The organism is Limnohabitans sp. TS-CS-82 (assembly GCF_002943475.1).
The window spans coordinates 19307-39653 of the sequence record NZ_PTQX01000004.1 but is presented as its reverse complement, the minus strand read 5'-3'; the positions used below and the strand labels follow the sequence as shown (position 1 = coordinate 39653).

General features: G+C 60.3%; 14 protein-coding genes. 7 read left to right on the top strand and 7 right to left on the bottom strand.

All coding sequences use genetic code 11. The features are described 5' to 3' along the window. Nucleotides 1–6: 6 nt before the first annotated feature. Both C5F52_RS10005 and C5F52_RS10000 read left to right on the top strand, forming a co-directional pair. Complete coding sequence (locus C5F52_RS10005; RefSeq protein ID WP_104798226.1) at nt 7–447, top strand: DNA polymerase III subunit chi; 441 nt, start codon at nt 7–9, stop codon at nt 445–447. 71 nt (nt 448–518) lie between these two features. Further along, nucleotides 519–1661 carry a branched-chain amino acid ABC transporter substrate-binding protein gene (locus C5F52_RS10000; protein ID WP_104798225.1) on the top strand — a complete coding sequence of 381 codons (1143 nt, stop codon included), beginning with the start codon at nt 519–521 and terminating at the stop codon, nt 1659–1661. A 60-nt stretch (nt 1662–1721) separates the two neighbouring features. Here C5F52_RS10000 and C5F52_RS09995 read toward each other — a convergent pair whose 3' ends face one another. Next, a complete protein-coding gene (locus tag C5F52_RS09995) occupies nt 1722–3311 on the bottom strand; it encodes a glycosyltransferase family 39 protein (protein WP_104798224.1) in 1590 nt (529 codons plus the stop codon). 213 nt (nt 3312–3524) lie between these two features. Here C5F52_RS09995 and C5F52_RS09990 point away from each other — a divergent pair, with 213 nt between their 5' ends. Next, complete coding sequence (locus tag C5F52_RS09990) at nt 3525–3716, top strand: hypothetical protein (protein ID WP_104798223.1); 192 nt, start codon at nt 3525–3527, stop codon at nt 3714–3716. A gap of 1 nt (nt 3717) precedes the next feature. Here the strand turns inward: C5F52_RS09990 and C5F52_RS09985 are convergent, their stop codons facing one another. Next, a complete protein-coding gene (locus C5F52_RS09985) occupies nt 3718–4968 on the bottom strand; it encodes a DUF4010 domain-containing protein (protein ID WP_161499679.1) in 1251 nt (416 codons plus the stop codon). Between the two features lie 66 nt (nt 4969–5034). Between C5F52_RS09985 and C5F52_RS09980 the strand changes: the two genes are divergently transcribed. From C5F52_RS09980 to C5F52_RS09965, 4 genes are all read left to right on the top strand, one after another. Then, the gene (locus C5F52_RS09980) at nt 5035–5487 is read left to right on the top strand and encodes a hypothetical protein (RefSeq protein WP_146100064.1); all 453 of its coding nucleotides are present in this window, start codon (nt 5035–5037) and stop codon (nt 5485–5487) included. A 72-nt stretch (nt 5488–5559) separates the two neighbouring features. Next, nucleotides 5560–6663: an efflux RND transporter periplasmic adaptor subunit gene (locus C5F52_RS09975; RefSeq protein WP_104798220.1), complete on the top strand. Its 1104-nt coding sequence runs from the start codon at nt 5560–5562 to the stop codon at nt 6661–6663. Further along, complete coding sequence (locus C5F52_RS09970; RefSeq protein ID WP_104798219.1) at nt 6663–9770, top strand: efflux RND transporter permease subunit; 3108 nt, start codon at nt 6663–6665, stop codon at nt 9768–9770. Before C5F52_RS09975 ends, C5F52_RS09970 begins: the two co-directional genes overlap by 1 nt. Further along, nucleotides 9767–11164 (top strand): TolC family protein, encoded by a 1398-nt coding sequence (locus tag C5F52_RS09965; protein WP_146100063.1) that lies wholly within the window; start codon nt 9767–9769, stop codon nt 11162–11164. The genes C5F52_RS09970 and C5F52_RS09965 overlap by 4 nt, the downstream gene beginning before the upstream one ends. A gap of 68 nt (nt 11165–11232) precedes the next feature. On the opposite strand, the gene C5F52_RS09960 is transcribed toward C5F52_RS09965, so the two are convergent. From C5F52_RS09960 to C5F52_RS09940, 5 genes are all read right to left on the bottom strand, one after another. Next, entirely contained in the window at nt 11233–11688 is a 456-nt protein-coding gene (locus C5F52_RS09960; RefSeq protein WP_104798217.1) for a RidA family protein, read from the bottom strand. A gap of 71 nt (nt 11689–11759) precedes the next feature. Beyond that, on the bottom strand, nt 11760–12788 hold the full coding sequence (locus C5F52_RS09955; RefSeq protein WP_104798216.1) for a transglutaminase family protein: 1029 nt from the start codon (nt 12786–12788) through the stop codon (nt 11760–11762). A 19-nt stretch (nt 12789–12807) separates the two neighbouring features. Continuing rightward, complete coding sequence (locus tag C5F52_RS09950; RefSeq protein WP_236657814.1) at nt 12808–15531, bottom strand: circularly permuted type 2 ATP-grasp protein; 2724 nt, start codon at nt 15529–15531, stop codon at nt 12808–12810. Nucleotides 15532–15576: 45 nt separating this feature from the next. After that, on the bottom strand, nt 15577–19062 hold the full coding sequence (locus C5F52_RS09945) for a DUF2126 domain-containing protein (RefSeq protein WP_104798215.1): 3486 nt from the start codon (nt 19060–19062) through the stop codon (nt 15577–15579). A gap of 335 nt (nt 19063–19397) precedes the next feature. Then, nucleotides 19398–20300 carry a LysR substrate-binding domain-containing protein gene (locus C5F52_RS09940; protein WP_161499678.1) on the bottom strand — a complete coding sequence of 301 codons (903 nt, stop codon included), beginning with the start codon at nt 20298–20300 and terminating at the stop codon, nt 19398–19400. Nucleotides 20301–20347: the final 47 nt, after the last annotated feature.

Genomic DNA, 20347 nt, shown 5'->3' with positions numbered 1-20347 from the left:
GCGTCAATGACTGAAATCGCCTTTCATTTCAACGCGCCCGACAAGCTGGCTTACGCCTGTCGCTTGTTGCGCAAAGCCGTGAGCAGCGGCGCCAAAGTGGTGGTGACGGGCAGTGCGGCCAGTTTGCAGGCGCTGGACACACAGTTGTGGACATTTTCAGCGCTTGAGTTTTTGCCCCATTGCCGTGCAGACAGCCCCATTGAGCAGCGCATGGCCTCGCCCATCGTGCTGGCCCCGCAGATTGACGGCGGCCCTGATTTGCCGCATCACCAAGTGCTGTTGAACTTGGGCGCCGATGTGGCGGCTGGTTTTGAGCGTTTTGAGCGCGCCATTGAGGTGGTCAGCTTGGACGACCACGACCGCCAATTGGCCCGTTCGCGCTGGAAGCATTACACCGATCGGGGGTATTCCATCATCCGCCATGATTTAAAGCTGAAAGAAACTTAGGCCTGAATTTTGCGTCTTTGTTTTGTGTTCTCTTTTTTGTTTTTACGCCATCTCAACCAAGGAAGTTTCCAATGAAAACCTCATTCAAATTGACTGTCATTGCCACGTTGGCCGCTTTGAGTAGCGTGGCTTCGGCACAAGAGCAAATTGTCAAAATCGGCCATGTGGGGCCGATCAGCGGTGCCATTGCGCACTTGGGCAAAGACAACGAAAACGGCGCACGTTTGGCGGTTGAAGAAATCAACGCCAAGGGCCTGAGCATTGGTGGCAAGAAGATCAAGTTTGAGCTGCAGGCCGAAGACGATGCGGCCGATCCCAAGCAAGGCACGGCCGTGGCCCAAAAGTTGGTAGACGCCAAGGTCAGCGGTGTGATTGGTCACCTCAACTCGGGCACCACCATTCCAGCTTCGCGCATTTACAGCGACGCAGGCATTCCCCAAATTTCACCGTCCTCCACCAACCCCAAATACACACGCCAAGGCTACAAAACAGCGTTCCGCGTGGTGGCTGATGACGTGCATTTGGGCGGCACTTTGGGCCGCTATGCCGTGAAAGAACTCAAAGGCAAAGCCATCGCCGTGATTGATGACCGCACAGCCTACGGCCAAGGTGTGGCCGAGGAGTTTGAAAAAGCGGTCAAAGCGGCGGGCGGCAATTTGGTGGGCCACGAGTTCACCACCGACAAAGCCACGGATTTCATGTCTATCTTGACCACCTTCAAGGGCAAGAAGCCAGACATCATCTTCTTTGGGGGCATGGATGCTGTGGGTGGCCCCATGGTCAAGCAAATGAAGTCACTGGGTTTGAATGCCAAATTCATGGGCGGTGATGGCATTTGCACCACCGAGATGATCAAGTTGGCGGGTGACGCCATGGCCGACGGTCAAGTCGTGTGCGCCGAAGCGGGTGGCGTGGATGGCGCCCTCAAAAAGGGTATGGACGACTTCAACATGAAGTTCAAAAAACGCTTCAACGAAGACGTGAAACTCTATGCGCCCTATGTGTACGATGCCGTCTACGTGATGGTGGATGCGATGCAGCGCGCCAAGTCCACCAATCCGACGCAATATTTGCCTGAGTTGGCCAAGACCACGGGCTACAAAGGGGTGACGGGCACCATCTCATTTGATGCCAAAGGCGACATCAAAAATGGCGCTTTGACGCTCTACACCTTCAAAGGCGGCAAGCGCGATCAAATCGCTGTGGTGCATTGAGCCCCTTCTCGCCGCGTTTTGTTTGAAGAGCCACCTTCGGGTGGCTTTTTGTTGTGTGTCTTATTTGTTGGCCTTGGCGGGCACGTAGTCAAACACCAAATAGCCAAAGGGCTTGTTCAAAGGAAAGCGCAGGCCTTCGCTGCGTACTTTGAACTCAATGGGGTCTTGCGGCTGACCTTGCTTGAAGAGCCATGAGGCCATTTGTTCCGCGCAAAGGTTGTTTTCTTCGGTGTGGTCGATGGGCCCCAAAGGACACAGCAGCACGCCCGCTTGTTGTTGCCAACCCTTCAAAGGACTGACGGTGGCTGGAAATTGATCGGGTACGCCAGGAATCACACGCAATTTGTGGTCGCCATAAAACGCCACCAAGGCGTTTTCAGCCCACTGGCCGCCCACCCACTTGAGGGGCTGGTCCGGATGACGCGCTTGCCAGCCTTTGAGCACTTCCTGTGCGGCCTCACGGCGGGGCAGGTAGTGGTTTTCGGTGCCTTGCTGTGCTTGGTGCCAGGCATACCAAGGGCTGATGGCCAGAACCAACAGCAGCCAAATTGCCACGCTCAGACGCAGGCGTGAGGCCACCACGTTCAAGTCGGTGTCATCCACGCTCAAGTTGCGCAGCCATAGCAAAGAAAAGCCATAGCCAATCGGGATGGCCCAAGGCAAAGACAGCTCCACAAAGCCCGTCATGCCAAACACCAGCGTGATCGCCCAAGGCAGCATGGCAAACCAAAACAAACTGTCATCCCAGCTTTGCGCGCACCAACTGCGCCACATGCGCGTGGGCCATGTCAGGGCACGCTGTGCCAACGTGGGTTGGCCAGGGGCGACAAACCATGTGCAAAGCAACCAAGGCACCAACCAAAAAGCGGCAGGGGCAATGGCAAACTTCGCCACCATGGCCCAGCTGGTGCCGCCTTCGCCGCCTTGCTCACTGACGTAATGCAGCGTGACAAAGTCGTGCGCCGCCAGCCAGCGGTAGTGCGGCAGCAGGCACAAGGTAAACATGGCCAAAGCCAGCCAAGGTTTGGGGGTCAAAAACCAGCGTCGGCTGTCGGCATTGACCAAGGCGGTCAAAAAGATGCCCAACAAAAACACGCCGCTGTAGTACTTGCCCAACATCGCCAAAGCACTCAACACGCCCAAGCCTATCGACCAAGTCCAGCCGTTGCGCCCCTCTAGTTGAATACTTTTGACCCAAGCAACAGCCACCCAAGGCCACAGGCTCAGCAAGATGGCGTTGGCGTTGAACTTGACGGCCAAGGTGCTGTAAGGGAACGCCATGCACAGCAGCAACACGGCAGGCAGCGCCAAATCGTCTCGCCCAATCGACTGGGCCACGCGGTAAACCCCCAGCAAGCCCAGCGCCGCGTTGGCGTAAGACAGCAGGTGATACGCCGCATCCACATTGGGAAACACAGTGAACCAAGCCCCAGTCACCCATGCAAAGAGCGGGAGGTGTTTGGCGCTGCCCCATTCAAAGGTTTGGCCCCATGCAAAGTTTTCCAGCATGTCCGCGTAGCCGTCGAGGTTGGTGTCGCTGATGCCATGGGCCAGCACCCAGACCAAGATGTGCGCGGCCAGCAGCAGCCAAATCCATGGGAAAGACGGGCTTTTTGTGCGGTTGAAAAGGGAATAAAGAAGTTTGGACAAGACTGTCGATCGCAAAGTTAGTACAAAAATTATAGAAGTCTCTGGCCGCCTGCTTTGCAGCAAGTCGAGCTTTCGTTATGAATCAAGGACTTACGTCGTTTTTGAGCGCTGATCAAGGGGACGTTTGAAAAAAACATCAATTTTTTTCAAGTTAACTGTCCACCAAATTGCGAGGTGGGGCGTTGTTTGCTGACTAAGTTCTGAGGAGCCACAATGGACAAGTCAGTGTTTCGGATTGATCCCCCCGATGTTGCGGTGGAGCGTCGTTTCAAGTCAATTTCATCCGAAAAGTCGGGCATCAAGGCCACTTTTGACCGTATTCGTGCGCAATTGGCGCAAGATGCGGAGCAACGCAGCCGTCCTGCATCGCGTCTTTACTCGGGTTTTCGGGCTGCCAAAGCCTGATTTAAGTCAGCCAGGCACCGAACCAAGCTGCGCCCACCAAGCACAGCAAACTTGGCACCACGCGTGCCGCGTAGTGCCACCCCCCACTTTGAAAAGCCACCAACGCCTTAGACACGGCGTTGGTCGACAGGCCAATCAGCACCGGCCAAACGGCTTGCTCTGCCGTGATTTTGTGGCTGGCGACCAGCGACAAGGCCGTGAGTGCCCCAGCGTGTGCATCGGCCAAGCCCGTCACCGCTGCCGTGGGCCACAACGCATCCGATCCCAACCACGCATGCAAAGCGGCTGACACCAGCAAAATGCCCGTCAGCAAACACGTGAATCCCACGGCTGATTTCAAATTAAATGCGTTGCCCTGCTGGATTTGCCCATCCCCATGGCCTTCGTTCACTTGAGACAGCGCATAAAACGCCAAGCCATAAGCCACCGTGCTGGCCGCGCTCAGTGCCAAGGGCCAAGCCAAGCGATGCATGACTTGCGGCGCGATCAAGGCGATCCACACGGCCAATTGAATGACGGTCGCCACATTGGAAAGCGCGGCGCCCGTCACTGCGGTGTGCATGGATGCGGTGTGTTCACGGGTTCGCAAGCCCATCGCATGGATCGTGGCTGTGCTGGAAATGAATCCCCCCACAAAGCCCGCCAAAGGCAAACCGCGTGCAGGCCCCAGCGCACGCAAGGCCACATAACCCAAGCCATGCACGGCCATGATCAACACCACCAACATGGTCAAAGCGTGTGGGTTGAGGGCGTCAAACGGCCCCATGAACTGGTTGGGGGCCAAGGGCAGGGCAATCAACGCGACGGCCGAAAAGACCAATACATCGTGTAGTTCGCGCTCGCTCAACCAACTGTCCACCCAGCGATGCAACTGATGTTTGTTCGCCAGCAGCAAGGCGATGGCGGCCCCAGTGCCTGCGGCCATCGCGGGTTCGGGCACAGCCAAGCCGCCCAAGACGCAACACATCACCAGCGTGATTTCTGTGGTCACGCCGGGGTCGTCGGTGTGGGTTCTGAGGTACGCCACCAGCATCAAGCTGCCAATGAATGCCGTGGTCATCCATAGCAAGGTGGTGTCACCGAGCAGCATGGCCACAGCGCCTAATACGCTGCTGATGGTGAAGGTGCGTATGCCTGCTGCGCGGCGGTTGGGTCCGGTGCCTTTGCGACGCTCGCGTTCGGCACCGATCAACAACCCGATGCCAAAGGCCACGCACAGACTGATGAGAGCGGGAAGAGGAATTGAATTCATGAGGTCAGCCAAGCTTCGGGTCATGCTACTTCATCGTTTTGTCATGCGCAGACTTAGAATTGAGGTGTGTCAAAACAAACGTGGTTTTTAAAAATTGTCAGCGTAACCCTGACCTTGGCCCTCATGGCCTTGTTGGCGTTGGGGCCGTTTTTGCACGCCCATTACGGCAACTCTCGTTTGACGGGTTTTCATGTGGATGGCATCAGCCATGCCGCTTCACACACCGACACCCCTTTCAGTTCGTGGGGCTCCCACGCCACCTCCAGCAGCGAGGAAGAGTCGGCGGCCTTGGGCGTGACCGCGTCGCACACGCGCCAAACGGTGGAAGCGGCTGACGCGTCGCAAGACGATGCCCGCACTGCATCGGTTTGTTTGGCTTTTGTTTTGGCGGTGTTTACCGCTCTACAGGGGCGTCATCTGCCTGTTTGCCGTGGCTGGCGCGACATGCAAGTGCGACACCACGTTTTCGCCCCCGGCCTACCGCCGCTGGCCCACGCACCGCCTTCGTCTTTCATTTGATTCATCGTCTCAGCGCACGCCTGTGTGACGTGTCTTGGGTTTGACAATTTGAAATCTAGAAGCGAGTTCGTGATGTTCCATTCATTGAAATTAAGTCTGTTGGCGCTGTGTGTCTTGGGTGCGTTGGCGCATGCGCAAGCCCCCGACCCGAAGTCTTTGCCGCCCACGCGTTTGTTGCTGGACGCCAAACAGCAAGCCGCATTGGGCGTGCAAGTGGCACCGGTGCAAGCCTCTGGCAAAGGCCAAGTGCTGGCCAGTGCCACGGTGGTCACGCCGCCTGGCAAAGCCTTCACGGTTTCAGCGCCCTACGCTGGGCAACTGTCGCGCTTGATGGTGGGTGTCGGCGATGTTGTGAAAAGCGGCGCACCTTTGGCGCAGTTCACCAGCCCCATGCTGGGTGACGCGCGTCGGCTTTTGAACGAAGCGGCCATCGACTACAAAACCGCCAGCGCCGCAGCGCAGCGTGACCAAGCCATGTTGGACGAAGGCATCATCCCCGCCGTGCGTTTGCAGCTGAGCCGCGCCAAGCAAGAGGCCGCGTTGTCGCTCTTGAAATCGCGTGAGGCTGAGTTGGCCGCGTCTGGCATGCGCTTTGACGGCGCCGCTGCCGGTTATGCCACAGGTGTGCTGAATGCGCCTTTGTCGGGTGTGGTGTTGGAGGCGTTTGCGTCGGTCGGGCAGCGCGTCGAAGCTGGCGCCGTGTTGTTCAAGTTGGCCGATGCCAGCCAGCTTCAATTGGAGCTGCAACTGTCGAACGACAAAGCGGCCCAGCTGCAAGTGGGCGACGAGGTGAGCATTGCCGCGCGCGACGCCAAAGCCAAAGTGTTGGCGGTCAGCCGCGCGGTAGATGCGTCGCAATCGGCGCGCGCGCGCGCGGTGGTCACGCAACGCGGCAACTTGCAAGTGGGCGAGTTTGTTGCCGTCACGGTGCACGCCAAATCCAAGCCTTTGACGGCGGGGCAATCGCAATGGTTGGTGCCCTCGCGGGCCATCACGCAGTGGCGCGGCAAGCCGTGGCTGTTTGTGGTGCAGCCCCAAGGCTTTGACGCACAAGCCGTCCATGTGATTTCGGCCACCGACGATGTGTCGCTGGTCGAGGCGGCTTGGCCTGCGGGCACGCAAGTGGCCACCACGGGCATCGCCTCCTTGCGCGCCTTGTTGCAAAAGGACGAGTGATGTTTGAAACCCTCATCCGTTGGAGCCTGCGGTTTCGCAGCCTCACGCTGGCCTGTGCTGGCTTGCTGTTGGTGGCCGGTATTCACGCGTGGCTGAATTTGCCGATCGACGCCTTTCCCGATATCTCGCCCACGCAGGCAAAGGTGATTCTCAAAATCCCCGGCATGACCCCCGAAGAGGTGGAGCAGCGCGTGGTCAAGCCGATTGAGCAAGAGCTGTTGAGCATTCCCAACAAACGCATCGTGCGCTCGATCTCGAAGTACGGCATCGCCGACATCACCATCGACTTTGACGAAGGCGTCGATCTGTATTGGGCGCGTCAACAAGTCTCCGAGCGTCTGAATGGCGTGCTGCGCGATCTGCCTGCGAGCGTCACCGGTGGCTTGGCCCCCATCACCACGCCGCTGAGCGAGGTGTTCATGTTCACCTTGGAAGGCGAGGGCTTCAGCTTGGCCGAGAAACGCCGCGTGCTCGATTGGGTGATACGCCCGGAATTGCGCACCATCCCCGGCGTGGCCGACCTCAACGCCTTGGGTGGCGAAGTGCAAACCTTTGAGGTGGTGCCCCACAACGCCAAGCTGGCTGCTTTGGGTATTGGCATGAGCGACTTGCGCCAAGCGCTGCTCGCTAACAACAGCAACGACGGCGCAGGCCGTCTCACTGCGGGCGACGAAGCCTTGGTGGTGCGCGTGCAAGGCGCCATCCAAACGCTGGACGATTTGCGCACCCTGCGCCTGACCACCGCCCGCAACACCACCGTTCAACTGGACGATGTGGCCACGGTGAAGCTGGGTGCACTCACGCGCTACGGCGCAGTCACCCACGATGGCCAAGGCGAAGCGGTAGAGGGCTTGGTGCTCGGCATGCGCGGCGTCAACGCCCGTCAGTTGGTGGAAGAAGTCGACGCCAAGTTGCAAGAACTGCAGCCGCGTTTGCCCAAGGGCATGACGGTGAAAACCTTTTACAACCGAGGCGAGTTGGTCACCCGCGCAGCCGACACGGTGATCCACGCTTTGGTCGAAGCGGCCGTGCTGGTGTGCATCACCTTGTATGTGTTTTTGGGCGGCATGCGTGCGGCTTTGGTGGTGGCGGTGGCTTTGCCGCTGTCGCTGTTGGCCACCTTCATGCTCATGCGCAGCTTTGGGTTGACTGCCAACTTGATGAGCTTGGGCGGCTTGGCGATTGCGCTGGGCATGTTGGTCGATGCCTCCGTGGTGGTGGTGGAAAACATCGAAACCGCATTTGCCGCGCACCAGCCCGGTCACGGTTTGTCAAAGACCGAAATCTTGCTGGCGGCGGTGCGCCAAGTGGTCAAGCCCGTGGTGGCAGGCGTGCTCATCATTGCGGTGGTGTTTTTGCCCTTGCTCAGTTTGGAGGGTTTGGAGGGCAAGTTGTTTGCGCCGGTGGCGATCACCATCATCATGGCGCTGGGCGCCTCCTTGTTGCTGGCCTTCACCGTCATTCCGGCTTTGGCGTCGCTGTTGCTCAAAGAAGAGGGCGCGCACGAACCCGTGTTGATGCAAAAAATTCATGCGGGCTACCTGCGCTTGCGTGAGCGCGTGTGGGCTTCGCCCAAGGGGTTGTACGGCGTGTCGCTGCTGTCGTTGGTGGTCGCGGTGGGCTTGTACACGCAGATTGGTAAAACCTTCATGCCCACGCTGGACGAGGGCGACATCTTGGTGCAGCTGGAGAAAACGCCGTCCATCTCGCTGGACGCGTCGTTGGAGATCGACACCCGCGTGCAGCAAGCCATTTTGCAAGCCGTGCCCGAGGTCAAGTCCATCGTGGCGCGTGTGGGCTCAGACGAGTTGGGGCTGGACCCCATGGGGCTGAACGAGACCGACACCTTCTTGGTGCTCAAGCCCAAAGCCGAGTGGCGCGGCAGCAAAGACGACATCATCAACAGCCTGCGCACCGTGCTCGACGGCTTTCCGGGCTTGGTCTACGGCTTCACCCAACCGATTGAAATGCGCGTGTCTGAAATGCTCACCGGCACGCGGGGCGATGTGGCCATCAAAATTTTTGGGGCCGACCTCAACGCCATCAACACCGCCGCACATCAGATTGCCGATGCCGTGCGCCAAGTGCCCGGCGCGGCCGAAGTGATCGCGCCCAAGGCTGAAGGTTTGCAGTATTTGACGGTGGGGCTGAACCGCACGGCCATCGGCCAAGCGGGGTTCAGCGTGGAAGGTTTGCAGCAGGCGTTTAAAAACCAAGTCGAAGGCGAAGCCTTGGGCTATGTGTTGCAAAACGGGGTGCGCACGCCGCTCATGCTCAAAGGCAACGAGGCCACGCGTCAAAGTGCGGAGGCGTTCAAAAACCTGCCTTTGGCGGCACCCGATGGGCGCGTGTGGGCGGCCAGTGCCTTGGCCGACATTCGCATGGTCGATGGCCCCATTCGCGTCAACCACGAGCAAAGCGCGCGCTTCACCAGCATTCAAGTGTCGGTCGATGGCCGCGACTTGGCGGGCTTTGTGCAAGACGCACAAGCAGCCGTGGCGGCTTTGAAATTGCCCACCGAATTGCGCGTGGTGTGGGGCGGCCAGTTTGAAAACCAGCAACGTGCGGCTGCGCGTTTGGGGCTGGTCATTCCGGCGGCGATGGTGCTCATCTTCACCATCTTGGTGTTCACCTTTGGCTCGGCCATTCAGGCGGGCATCATCTTTTTGAACATTCCGTTTGCTTTGGTGGGCGGCGTGGTGGCGCTGGCCGTGTCGGGCGAGTATTTGTCTGTGCCTGCATCGGTGGGCTTCATCGCCTTGCTGGGCATTGCCGTGCTCAACGGTGTGGTGATGGTGACGCATTTCAACGAGCGGCTGCTTGATGGCGAAGCCATGGATGTGGTGGTGCGTCTCGGCACCGAGCGTCGTTTGCGCCCCGTGCTGATGACCGCGGTGATCACTGCTTTGGGCATGATTCCGCTGCTGTTTGCCACCGGGCCGGGCTCTGAAATTCAAAGGCCCTTGGCGATTGTGGTGACGGGCGGCTTGCTCAGTTCCACCTTGCTGACTTTGTTGCTCTTGCCCAAATTGTTTGAGCGTTTTGGGGGCATGGCGTCTGTGCCTTGGTCACACTTGGCGCGCCTGTTGCCTTGGAGAAAATCATGAAGCTAGCGATGAAAAATGCGGTGAAACATCGGGCTTTGCAGCGCAATGTGTGGGGCAGCGTGTTGCTGATGCTCGGCATGGGCTTTGCACAGGCACAGGTTGCTGGTTCTTCTGACGCCGTGTTGCAGTCGTATTTGCCTGCTGAAGCCGCTGTGAAAGACGCGTTGCTGACCAGCCCCTTGATTGAAGGTGCGCGTGCGCGTCGCGATGCGTTGAGTGCGCGGGCGCAGGGCATTGCGGCGGGCACGGCCGAATTCACCGTGCGTGCCACGGCACAGCGCCGACGCGAGGTGGGGCCGGGTGTGAGCGTTCAAGAGTCCATGCTCAGCTTGGAGCGCCCGTTGCGCGCGTGGGGCAAGCGTGGCATGGACGCCGATTTGGCTGCACAAACCCAAGCCTTGGCCGACATTGCTTATGCCGATGCGCTGCATGAAGGCAGCCGCGAGTTGCTCAAACTGTGGTTTGAACATCTGCGTGCGCAGGCCGATCTTAAAAATGCGCAAACCACCTTCGTCTTGGCTGCGCAGATGCAGCGCCTCACGCAAAGTCAACTCAAGCAAGGCGAAATTTCCAAGCTCGATGCCGAGTTGGCCCAAGCTGAGTTGGACCGCATCAGCGCCGCGCGTGCTGTGGCGCAGGCGCAATTGGCCACGACGGCTTCGGCGTTGTCTAGGCGTTACCCGACCGTCGAACTGCCTCGTGCGGACATGAATGGTTTGAGTGTCGAAACGGGCGATAAGTTGGGCGATAAGTCACGCGTTGTAACCACGCGTAACCCGTCCAACTCTGTGGACAGCAAACCCGCATTACCGGCTTGGCCTGAAGGCGCAAACGTCGCGATGGCTGACAAGCGCCAAGAGTTTTTGGAGAAAAACCATGAGCTCAATATGTTGCGCGTGGATGCGCAGCGTTTGCGTTTGTCTGCGCAACGTGCCTCGCGTGACCGCTTGCCCGACCCGACCGTGGGCCTGTTCACAGCACGCGAGCGGGCGGGGGCAGAGCAAGTGACGGGTGTCATGCTGTCCATGCCCTTGTCGGGCGATGCGCGCTCACACCACGCCGTGGCCGCTGCTGCCGATGCACAAGCCGCCGAAGACCAAGTGCGTTGGACCGAGCAACAACTCGGCGCCACGTTTGACGGCATGTGGCAGCAACTGCTGCACAAACGCAACGCCACCGAGTGGTTGAAATCGGCGGCTGCGCGTCAAGCCCAAGCCGCAGACAAAGCACGCAAAGGCTACGCCTTGGGCGAGGGCAGCTTGTCGGAGGTGCTGATGATGGACCGCTTGGCCAGTGACAACCTCAATGCCGCCGAACGCATGCAGTTAGAGGCCGTGGCGCTGCAGGCCATGATTCGCTTAGACCTGCACCAGATGTGGGACTTTGACGAGTGACCTTGCGAAATTAAGCAACGTGATTGGCTTGCGAACCCAAGCCTGTTCATGGGCTTGGGTTTTGTACGTCAATTGAGTTCAGCGATCAGCTCAATTTCCACGCAAGCGCCGAGCGGCAACTGTGCCACGCCAAATGCGCTGCGTGCATGCGCGCCTTTGTCGCCAAACACTTGGCCAATGAGTTCGCTGCAGCCGTTGGTCACCAAGTGGTGCTCGGTGTAGTCGGGGCTGGAGTTGACCAAGCTCATCACTTTCACGATGCGTTTGACCTTGTTCAAGTCACCCACGGCGGCGTGCAAGGTGCCCAGCAAATCGATGGCCACAGCGCGTGCGGCTTGTGCGCCTTCCGCGGTTTGCATGGTTTTGCCCAATTGGCCGGTCCACACTTTGCCGTCTTGCTTGGCAATGTGGCCGCTCAAAAACACCAAGTTACCGGTTTGCACAAACGGCACATAGGCGGCGGCGGGCACAGCCACGGGGGGCAGGGTGATGTTCAGGGCTTGAAGTTGGTCGTACACGCTCATGGGAAATTCCTCGGTTTGAATCCCGCAATTTTAAGAGCGCTGGGCGATGCTCAAGCGTAGCGAACAACCGCTCAGAGCGCGTTGCCTTGGCTTTGGCTTTGGCTTTGGCTTTGGCTTTGGCTTTGCGATTGCGAGGCGGTGGCCAAGGCCGCCAACTCCGTCGCTGGCTGCACCGTGACGCCGACGTCCAGCGTGTGACTGGCACCGCCGTGAATCACGCCGCGCACGGGCGACACATCGGCGTAGTCGCGGCCTAGGGCCAAGGTGACGTAGTCGATGCCGGGCGAGTTCAAGCCCCAGCGGTCGTTGGTGGGGTCGAGGTCAAACCATTGGCCTTGCGTGGCGAGCAAGCCTTGTTTGTGGCCTTCGTGCCCGTCGGGTAAGGCGTCAGGCACGTACACCGACACCCACGCGTGCGAGGCATCGCTGCCGATCAAACGGGTTTGGCCTTCCGGCACTTCGGTCAGCAAATAGCCGCTGACATAGCGCGCCGCCAAACCTTGGGTGCGCAAGCAGCTCAGCAAAATGTGCGCGAAGTCTTGGCACACGCCTTCGCGGCGCTCCAGTGCTTCTAACGCGGGCGTGTTGATGTCGGTGCTGGCGCTGGCGTAGGTGAAGTCTTGGTGAATGCGCGACATCAGGTCCACCGCGGCCAACAGCACGGGGCGGGCGGGCACAAAGCTGGCGCGGGCGTAGTCGGCAAATTGGGGGTGAGGCTCGACGTACGTGGAGGCGAACACATATTCCGTAGCGGCGTCCCACGCTGAGCCCGAGTGGTACAAAAAATGGTGGCGCACGTTTTCCCACGCGGGTGTGCGCTGGGCGTTTTCAGGCGGGTAGTCCATGAAGTGCGTGTCCACCGTGCTGCGCGCTTCAATCAGCATCACCTCATGCGGCAGGGGCAGCGAGAAAAAGGTGCGCACATTGCCAAAGGCGTCCACGCTGTCGCTGCGTGCGTGCGGACTGGGCGAGATGACCAACTCGGCCGCATGCACCGTTTGCGAGGGCAAGCTGCGCGGCAGCAAATGCGCCATGTGTTGCGCGGTTTCAACCTGCGGCGCGTAGTGGTAGCGGGTGGTGTGGGTGATGTGCAGCAGCATGTGAAAGTAGCCTTGGGGCTCAAGCGCCGACGCTGTCGCCGTCTTGCGTGTGGCTGAAGTAGCGGGCCGAGATGGCGTCTGACACTTGCCACGCCGCTTGCATGCATTCGGTCAGCGCAGCGCGTAAATGCGGGTGGTAACCGTGCGCATCTGCCTCGCACAAATACGCCAATGTGTGGGTCAAGTTGCGCTCGGGGGCCTCGTGGGCTTGCAGGTTGGGCACCAAGCGGGCCAGCGCATCGGGCTCGCCCATGGGGGTGGCGGCGAGCTTGGACAAGCGCGAGCGCAGGCTGCGCGTGACCCATGCGAGCGAGCGCGGGTTGTCGTTGTCTTGCACCAATAGCTCAATCAGCGGGGCCAGTTCGCGGCTTTGCTGGTACTGGGCTTGGAAGGTGATGGTGCTGTCAAACAAGCTCAACAAGGCGACAAAGTGCGAGCTGTTTTCGGTGCCCCAAGGCTGTGAGGCGTCGTCGTGGTGCGACTCAAATGCCCCCACTTCCACCGCCAAGTCGAGCGCGGCAGACAAAAAACCCAAGCGTTCCACATGGCGGCCAATGCTGAGCAACTGCCAGCCGTCGTCTCGCGTCATGCGGTCGGTTTGGGCGCCGGTGATGGCGGCCAAGGCGGAGCTGGCGGCGTCTAGGGCTTGCAGCGCTTGGATGGTCGAGAACTCGGGTTGCTTCACGATCAGTGCGCAGTCGGTGCTGAATTGCTCCACGCCATGCACGATGGCGTTCCAGTGTTCGGGCGACAAGCGCTCGCGCAGCGACGCTGCGGCTTGCTGCAAGGCGCGCAGGTTGTAGCCCACGCTGGTGGCGTGCGTGTCGTCGTCGAGGCAAGCGATGAGGGTCCGCTCAAACACGCGTCGGCGTGCGCCCATGCTGGGGGTGGAGGTGTGGGCCGATTCCTCTGCCGCTGACGCTTGGGCCGAGGGCACGCCCGCCGGAATGAGGCCTTGGCGGCGGCTGAGTTGTTGCAGCCACGTCCAGAGGCTGGGCGAGGCGGGGTCTTCGCTGTTGAGGGCTTCGAGGCACAGACGTACCAAGCGCACCATGTTTTCGCTGCGTTCGGTGTAGCGGCCTAGCCAATAGAGGTTTTCAGCGGCGCGGCTGGTGACCATGCGTTGGCGATGGGTGAAGGTCGAGGCGGTGAGGCTCTTGTTGAGCAAACTGGTGCGGTCCACATCGGCGTCGGTTTGCACCCACACATCGGCGCTGCTGCCGCCGCGCTGCATCGAGGCAATTTGCGCCTCGGGTGCGGCGATGCGTGCCAAGCCGCCGGGCAACACGCGCCATGAGTTGGCACTGTCTCTCAATGCGAAAACGCGCAGCATGACCGAGCGCTGCTCGACGCCCATTTGCGCGTTTTTCCACGTGGGCATCTGCGACAGCGGCACGTAGGCTTGCAGCGTGTGGCGGTCGGGTTGGCGGGTGATGCGGCCCACCCATTCGTCGCGTTGCGCTTGGCTGAGCGTGCGGCCCAAGGCCGCATCAAAACTGCCGTGGCTGGCCGAGCCGGGGTAGGTGGGCTTGATGGCCATCTTGTCGAGCAAGGGCAGGACCGAGGCCAACGCTGCGCGCTCGCCGCACCACCACGTGTCGAGCGCGGGCAGTTGCAAGGTTTCGCCCAGCAGCTTTTCGCTCAGTGCGGGCAAAAAGCCCAACAAGGCGGGCGACTCTAAAAACGCCGAACCCGGCGCATTGGCCACCACCACGTTGCCAGCACGCACGGCTTGCAGCAAACCGGGGATGCCCAAGGTGGAGTCAGCGCGCAGCTCCAGCGGGTCTAAAAACTCGTCGTCCAAACGCTTGAGCAGCACATGCACGGGCTCTAAGCCGCGCAGGGTGCGCAGGTACAAGCGCTCGTCGCGTACCGTGAGGTCGCTGCCTTCGACCAAGCTCAAGCCCAAATAGCGGGCGAGGTAAGCGTGCTCGAAATAGGTTTCGTTGTAGGGGCCGGGCGTGAGCAAAGCCACATGGGCGTTGGCACCTGCGGGGCTGTGCGCTTTGAGCGATTCGACCCACATGCGGTAAGTCGCGGCCAAGCGCTGGATGTGCATGGCCTCAAACGCTTGCGGGAATTGGCGCGAAATCAGCAGCCGGTTTTCGAGCAAATAGCCCAAGCCTGACGGCGCTTGCGTGCGCTGCGACACCACGGCCCATTGGCCGTCGGGGCCACGGGCCAAGTCAAACGCGGCAATGTGCAGGTGCGTGCCGCCCACAGGCGCCACGCCACGCATGGCACGCAAGTAGCCGGGGTGGCCTTGCACCAAGGCAGGCGGAATCATGGCTTCGCGCAACAGCTGTTGTGGGCCATACACATCGGCCATCACGCGTTCGAGCAAACGGGCGCGTTGTTGCACGCCCACTTCAATTTGCTGCCAACTCTCGGGGGTGATGATCAGCGGAAACAGGTCCAGCGCCCACGGCCGCTGTGGGCCGCCTTGGCTGGCGTACACGTTGTAGGTGATGCCGTTGTCGCGCACTTGGCGGGCCAAGGTGTGGGCGCGACGGTCGAGGTCGTCCAAGCCCATGGTGCCCAACTGGTCGAAGAAGGTTTGCCACGGCGGTGCGAGCGCTTCTGCCGCGTGCTTGGCGTCTGACGCTTTGGCCGACGCGGCGGCGCAAGCGCCTTGCAACTCATCGAAGTGCCCGTTGTCGGCGGGGCGCGCCAGACCCTTCAGCACGTCGACCAAACGTGGTGAAGGGGTGGCAGCAGCAGGGGTTGGGTGAGGCGTAGGCACAGTGGCCGCATTGTCTCACCGCCTCGTGGTCGCAGCATGTGGCGCTTACGACCGTCGCAAGTCCAAGGTGAACGGAAACTCTTTGCTGGCGGGCACGCCCACGGTGGCTTGCGGCACATCCAACTTGCCCGGCGTGTGGCCCAGCGGGAAGAAGCGCGCCAAGCGGCGGCTTTCTGCCTCGTAGGCGTTGACAGGGAAGCTGTCGTAGTTGCGGCCACCGGGGTGGGCGACGTGGTACTGGCAGCCGCCGACCGAGCGCTTCATCCAGGTGTCGACCACGTCAAACGTGAGCGGCACATGCACGCCGATGGTGGGGTGCAGGGCCGACGACGGCGCCCAAGCGCGGTAGCGCACACCCGCCACGTACTCGCCCACGGTGCCCGTGGGTTGCAGCGGCAAGGGGCGGCCGTTGACGGTGATGGTGTGGCGGCTGGGGTTGAGTCCCGCCACATGTACTTCGATGCGCTCCAGCGACGAGTCCACATAGCGCACGGTGCCGCCGCTGGAGCCTTCTTCGCCCATGACGTGCCATGGCTCCAGCGCGTTGCGCAGCGTGAGGTTGATGCCCAGCGTTTGCAAGTCGCCCACGCGCGGAAAGCGGAACTCAAAGTGCGGCGCAAACCAAGCGGGGTCGAACTGAAAACCGGTGTCGCCCAACTCGGTGAGCACATCGTCAAAGTCGGCCTTGACGAAATGCGGCAGCAAGAAGCGGTCGTGCAGCTCGGTGCCCCAGCGCGTGGCGGGGGCTTGGTAAGGCTTCTCCCAGAAACGCGCCACCAAGGCACGCAGCAGCAGTTGCTGCACCACGCTCATGCGGGCGTGGGGTGGCATCTCAAACGCGCGCAGCTCTAAGAGGCCCAAACGTCCGGTGGACGAGTCGGGTGAGTACAACTTGTCGATGCAAAACTCGCTGCGGTGGGTGTTGCCGGTCACATCGATCAACAAGTTGCGCAAGGTCCGGTCGACGATCCACGGGGGCATGTCGGCGCCAAACTTCTCGCGGTTGCGGTTGATTTCGGCCAACGCAATTTCGAGTTCGTAGATTTGGTCGTTGCGCGCTTCGTCCACACGCGGCGCTTGGCTGGTGGGGCCGATGAACATGCCGCTGAACAAATAGCTCAAAGAGGGGTGGTTGTGCCAATACAAGATCAGCGAGGCCAGCAACTCTGGCTTGCGCAAGAACGGGCTGTCTGACGGCGTGGCTCCGCCCATCACCACATGGTTGCCGCCGCCCGTGCCGGTGTGGCGGCCGTCGGTCATGAACTTCTCGGCGGACAAGCGCGACTCGAACGCGGTTTGGTACAAGAACTCGGTGTGCTCGACGATCTCCAGCCAGTTGTGCGCGGGGTGAATGTTGACCTCAATCACGCCGGGGTCGGGCGTGACTTGCAGCACTTTCAGGCGCACATCGCGCGGCGGGCCGTAGCCTTCCAAGACGATACGCACGTTCAGTTCTTCGGCGGTGGCTTCGATGGCGCTGAGCAGCTCCAAATAGTCTTCGAGGTGGCCGAGCGGGGGCATGAACACATAGATCACGCCTTGTGGGTTCTCCATCGCTTTGAGTTCGACTGAGGGGCCGTTCGAGCGTGCAGGGTCGCGCACTTCCACGCAAATGGCGGTGCGGGTGATCCAGTGCGCCGATTGGTCTTTGGCGGGCACGGCGTGGGCGGTGCCGGGCGCAAATTTGTTGGAGCCTGAGCCCTCGCCGCCCATGCCGGTTTGCAGACCCACCGTGCCGCCTTGCGCCATGCCGCCACCGGCCACGTGAGCGTTGAAATGCGTGTGGCGGGCGTGGTGCGAATACTGCGCTTTCAGCGCTGCCGCATGGGGCAGCGCTTGGCGTTCGGCAAAGTGGTCTTGCTCGATGGCGTAGGGGTAGTCGGCCTCGCTGACCCAAGGCAGGGAGTCGAGCGGCAGGCGCAGGCCCATGGGCGAGTCGCCGGGCACGAGGTACATGCGCTCGTCGCGCAAGAACCACGGGCCGCTGGTCCAGCGCGGGCCGATGCCGTGTTCGCTGGGTTTGAGGGGCAGCACGTAACCCACGGTTTTGTCGAGGCCTTGGCTGAACACGCGGCGCAGGCGCACACGCTCCATCTCGTCGCTGAGCTTGGCGTCAAACGGGTCGACGTTGATGGGCAAACGACGCTCGCGCCACAGGAAGTACCAAGTGTCTTCATAGCCGGGCGTGATGTGTTGGTCGCCCACGCCGAGTTTGTGCGACAAGGTTTGTGTGAAGCGCTGCGCGTCTTCGGTGGTGTAGTGGCTGGGCACGCGCTCGTCGGCAAACAAGTCGGGGTTGTGCCAGCACGGGTGGCCATCGGTGCGCCAGTAAATGCCCAGCGCCCAGCGGGGCAGTTGCTCGCCGGGGTACCACTTGCCTTGGCCAAAATGCAAGAAACCGCCGTCGCCATATTCGGCGCGCAGCTTATGCACCAATTCGGTGGCAAAACCGCGTTTGGTCGGTCCGAGGGCATCGGTGTTCCATTCTGGTGCGTCGCGGTCGTTCACGGCCACGAAGGTGGGCTCGCCGCCCATGGTCAGGCGCACATCGCCTTCGTTCAAGCGGCGGTCCACCTCGTCGCCCAAGGCCAGCACTTCGGTCCACTGTTCTTCGGTGTAGGGCTTGGTCACGCGGGGTGATTCGAGCACGCGGGTGACTTTCATCTCGTGGCCAAACTCGACCTCGGCTTCGTCCACCAAGCCTTCAATCGGTGCGGCGCTCGATGGCTGCGGCGTGCAGGCCAGCGGAATGTGGCCTTCGCCTGCCAGCAAGCCTGACGTGGGGTCTAAGCCCACCCAGCCTGCGCCCGGCAAATACACCTCGCACCACGCGTGCAAGTCGGTGAAATCGACCTCGGTGCCGCTGGGGCCGTCGAGCGACTTCACATCGGGGGCGAGCTGAATCAAATAGCCCGACACAAAACGCGCCGCCAAACCGCAGTGGCGCAGCATTTGCACCAGCAGCCAAGCACTGTCGCGGCACGAGCCGCTGCGCAGCGTCAGCGTTTCTTCAGGCGTTTGCACGCCGGGTTCCATGCGGATGGTGTACGCAATGTCGGTGTGCAGCTTTTGGTTGATCTTCACCAGGAAGTCGATGGTGCGAATGGGGTCGCGCTTCATCGCCTTGAGGTCGAGCGACTCGACGTAGGCCTTGAGCTTGTGCTTCAGCGACGATGTGGCCAAGTAAGGCGCCAGCTCCGTGGCCGAGGCTTTGCTGTAGCTGAACGGGAACTTTTCGGCGTGTGGCTCTAAGAAGAAGTCGAACGGGTTGTACACCGCCATTTCGACCACCAAATCGACCGTGACTTTGAACTCGGTGGTCTTCTCGTGGAACACCAAGCGCGCTTGGTAGTTGGCAAACGGGTCTTGCTGCCAGTTGATGAAATGCGCAGGCTCAACCTTGAGGGAATAAGAAATCACGTGGCTGCGACAGTGCGGCGCGGGGCGCAGGCGAATCACTTGCGGGCCCAGTTCGACCAGCCGGTCGTAGCTGTAGTGGGTGACGTGGTGGAGTGCGGCGTGTATGGACATGCGTTTGATCTAGCAAGACACGCGCCAAGGGGTGTGCGCCAAAGCGGTGCACGGCGGGGTGGTGCTTGTGTGCGCTTTTGCTGATCTGGGGGCGTTCAGTTTTTAAAACTGAATTGGCCGGTACAAATTGAATTCAAACAGACTTTTGGCGCTTTGATTTCAGTGTCTGCTTTGCAGCGGTTGGACTCATGGAAGGTCTGCTTCCAGCCTAATCCAGACTTTCGCAAACCGTCGGGTTTGTCATCGGACAGAAGCCATCGGACAGAAGCAGCCATCGAAATGGTGCAAATGAATGCAAGCCCATGGCTAAGTCGTCACACACGCCTGGCTGATGCCTATTTGCTCGCCTTTTTATCCAACCTCTTTAAAGCGTAGTGCTGTATCCATCCAATTAGCTGCATGGCCGCTGGAGTCAGAGGCAGATCATGGCGACGGACGGTGCAGATCAGAGGGCTAGGCAATTCGTCTTGGATAGGAACTATGCACAACTGTTCTTTGAAAGGACTGTTTTCAAAAAGAATACGAGGCATGGTCGTCATCCAGTGATCGGATGCCGCCACAACAGCGGGTAAGGCAAGAAATGACTCGCACAACATCTTTACCTTAGGTGCGGGTAGCCCGCTTTTCTGAAATGCCTCTTCAATGATGGCGCCAGGGCCTCGTGAGGGGCTCGACATCACCCAATCACAGTCCTGTAGTTGTTTGAGACGGGTCGCGCGAGAAAGCGGATGAGACACCCCTGAAACGATCACAACCTGACTTGAGTACAAGGGCTCGGCTACCAAATCGCTTTCAAGATCTACCCGATGTACCGGCGTCAGCGCGAAATCCAGCGTTCCATCGCGAATCACTGGGGCGATATTGGGGTAAAGGCCATCTCTGCAGTGCACTTTCACATTCGGGTGCTGTAGTGTGAACTGCCGTAAAGCCTGCGGTAAAAGCCCCAGCCCAATGGCTGGTGAAACGGCCATCCTGACAGTGCCCTCCCAGTGGCCGCGCAACTGTGCGATTTCATCTTGAGCCCGACGGCTCTGCGCCACGATTAACTTGGCGTGACGCAGGAAAGCCTGTCCGAAATTGGTAAAGGTCACACCTGTGCGGCTGCGCACCAGCAAAGGAGCTTTGAGCTCAGCTTCAAGCTGTTGGATAGCAGCTGTTAACGCCGGCTGAGTGAAGTTCATTGCCTGGGCTGTTGCCCGGATGCTGCCCAACTCTTCAATCAGCACCAAGGCTTGCATCGTAGGTAGTCTCATTTGATCCTTGCTATATCAATTTTTTTGATCAA

Bases quoted from the DNA above. Each gene is read 5' to 3' on its own strand.
- C5F52_RS10005 (WP_104798226.1), top strand. From the start codon at position 7: ATGACTGAAATCGCCTTTCATTTCAACGCGCCCGACAAGCTGGCTTAC.
- C5F52_RS10000 (WP_104798225.1), top strand. From the start codon at position 519: ATGAAAACCTCATTCAAATTGACTGTCATTGCCACGTTGGCCGCTTTG.
- C5F52_RS09990 (WP_104798223.1), top strand. From the start codon at position 3,525: ATGGACAAGTCAGTGTTTCGGATTGATCCCCCCGATGTTGCGGTGGAG.
- C5F52_RS09985 (WP_161499679.1), bottom strand. From the start codon at position 4,968: ATGAATTCAATTCCTCTTCCCGCTCTCATCAGTCTGTGCGTGGCCTTT.
- C5F52_RS09975 (WP_104798220.1), top strand. From the start codon at position 5,560: ATGTTCCATTCATTGAAATTAAGTCTGTTGGCGCTGTGTGTCTTGGGT.
- C5F52_RS09970 (WP_104798219.1), top strand. From the start codon at position 6,663: ATGTTTGAAACCCTCATCCGTTGGAGCCTGCGGTTTCGCAGCCTCACG.
- C5F52_RS09965 (WP_146100063.1), top strand. From the start codon at position 9,767: ATGAAGCTAGCGATGAAAAATGCGGTGAAACATCGGGCTTTGCAGCGC.
- C5F52_RS09960 (WP_104798217.1), bottom strand. From the start codon at position 11,688: ATGAGCGTGTACGACCAACTTCAAGCCCTGAACATCACCCTGCCCCCC.
- C5F52_RS09955 (WP_104798216.1), bottom strand. From the start codon at position 12,788: ATGCTGCTGCACATCACCCACACCACCCGCTACCACTACGCGCCGCAG.
- C5F52_RS09945 (WP_104798215.1), bottom strand. From the start codon at position 19,062: ATGTCCATACACGCCGCACTCCACCACGTCACCCACTACAGCTACGAC.
- C5F52_RS09940 (WP_161499678.1), bottom strand. From the start codon at position 20,300: ATGCAAGCCTTGGTGCTGATTGAAGAGTTGGGCAGCATCCGGGCAACA.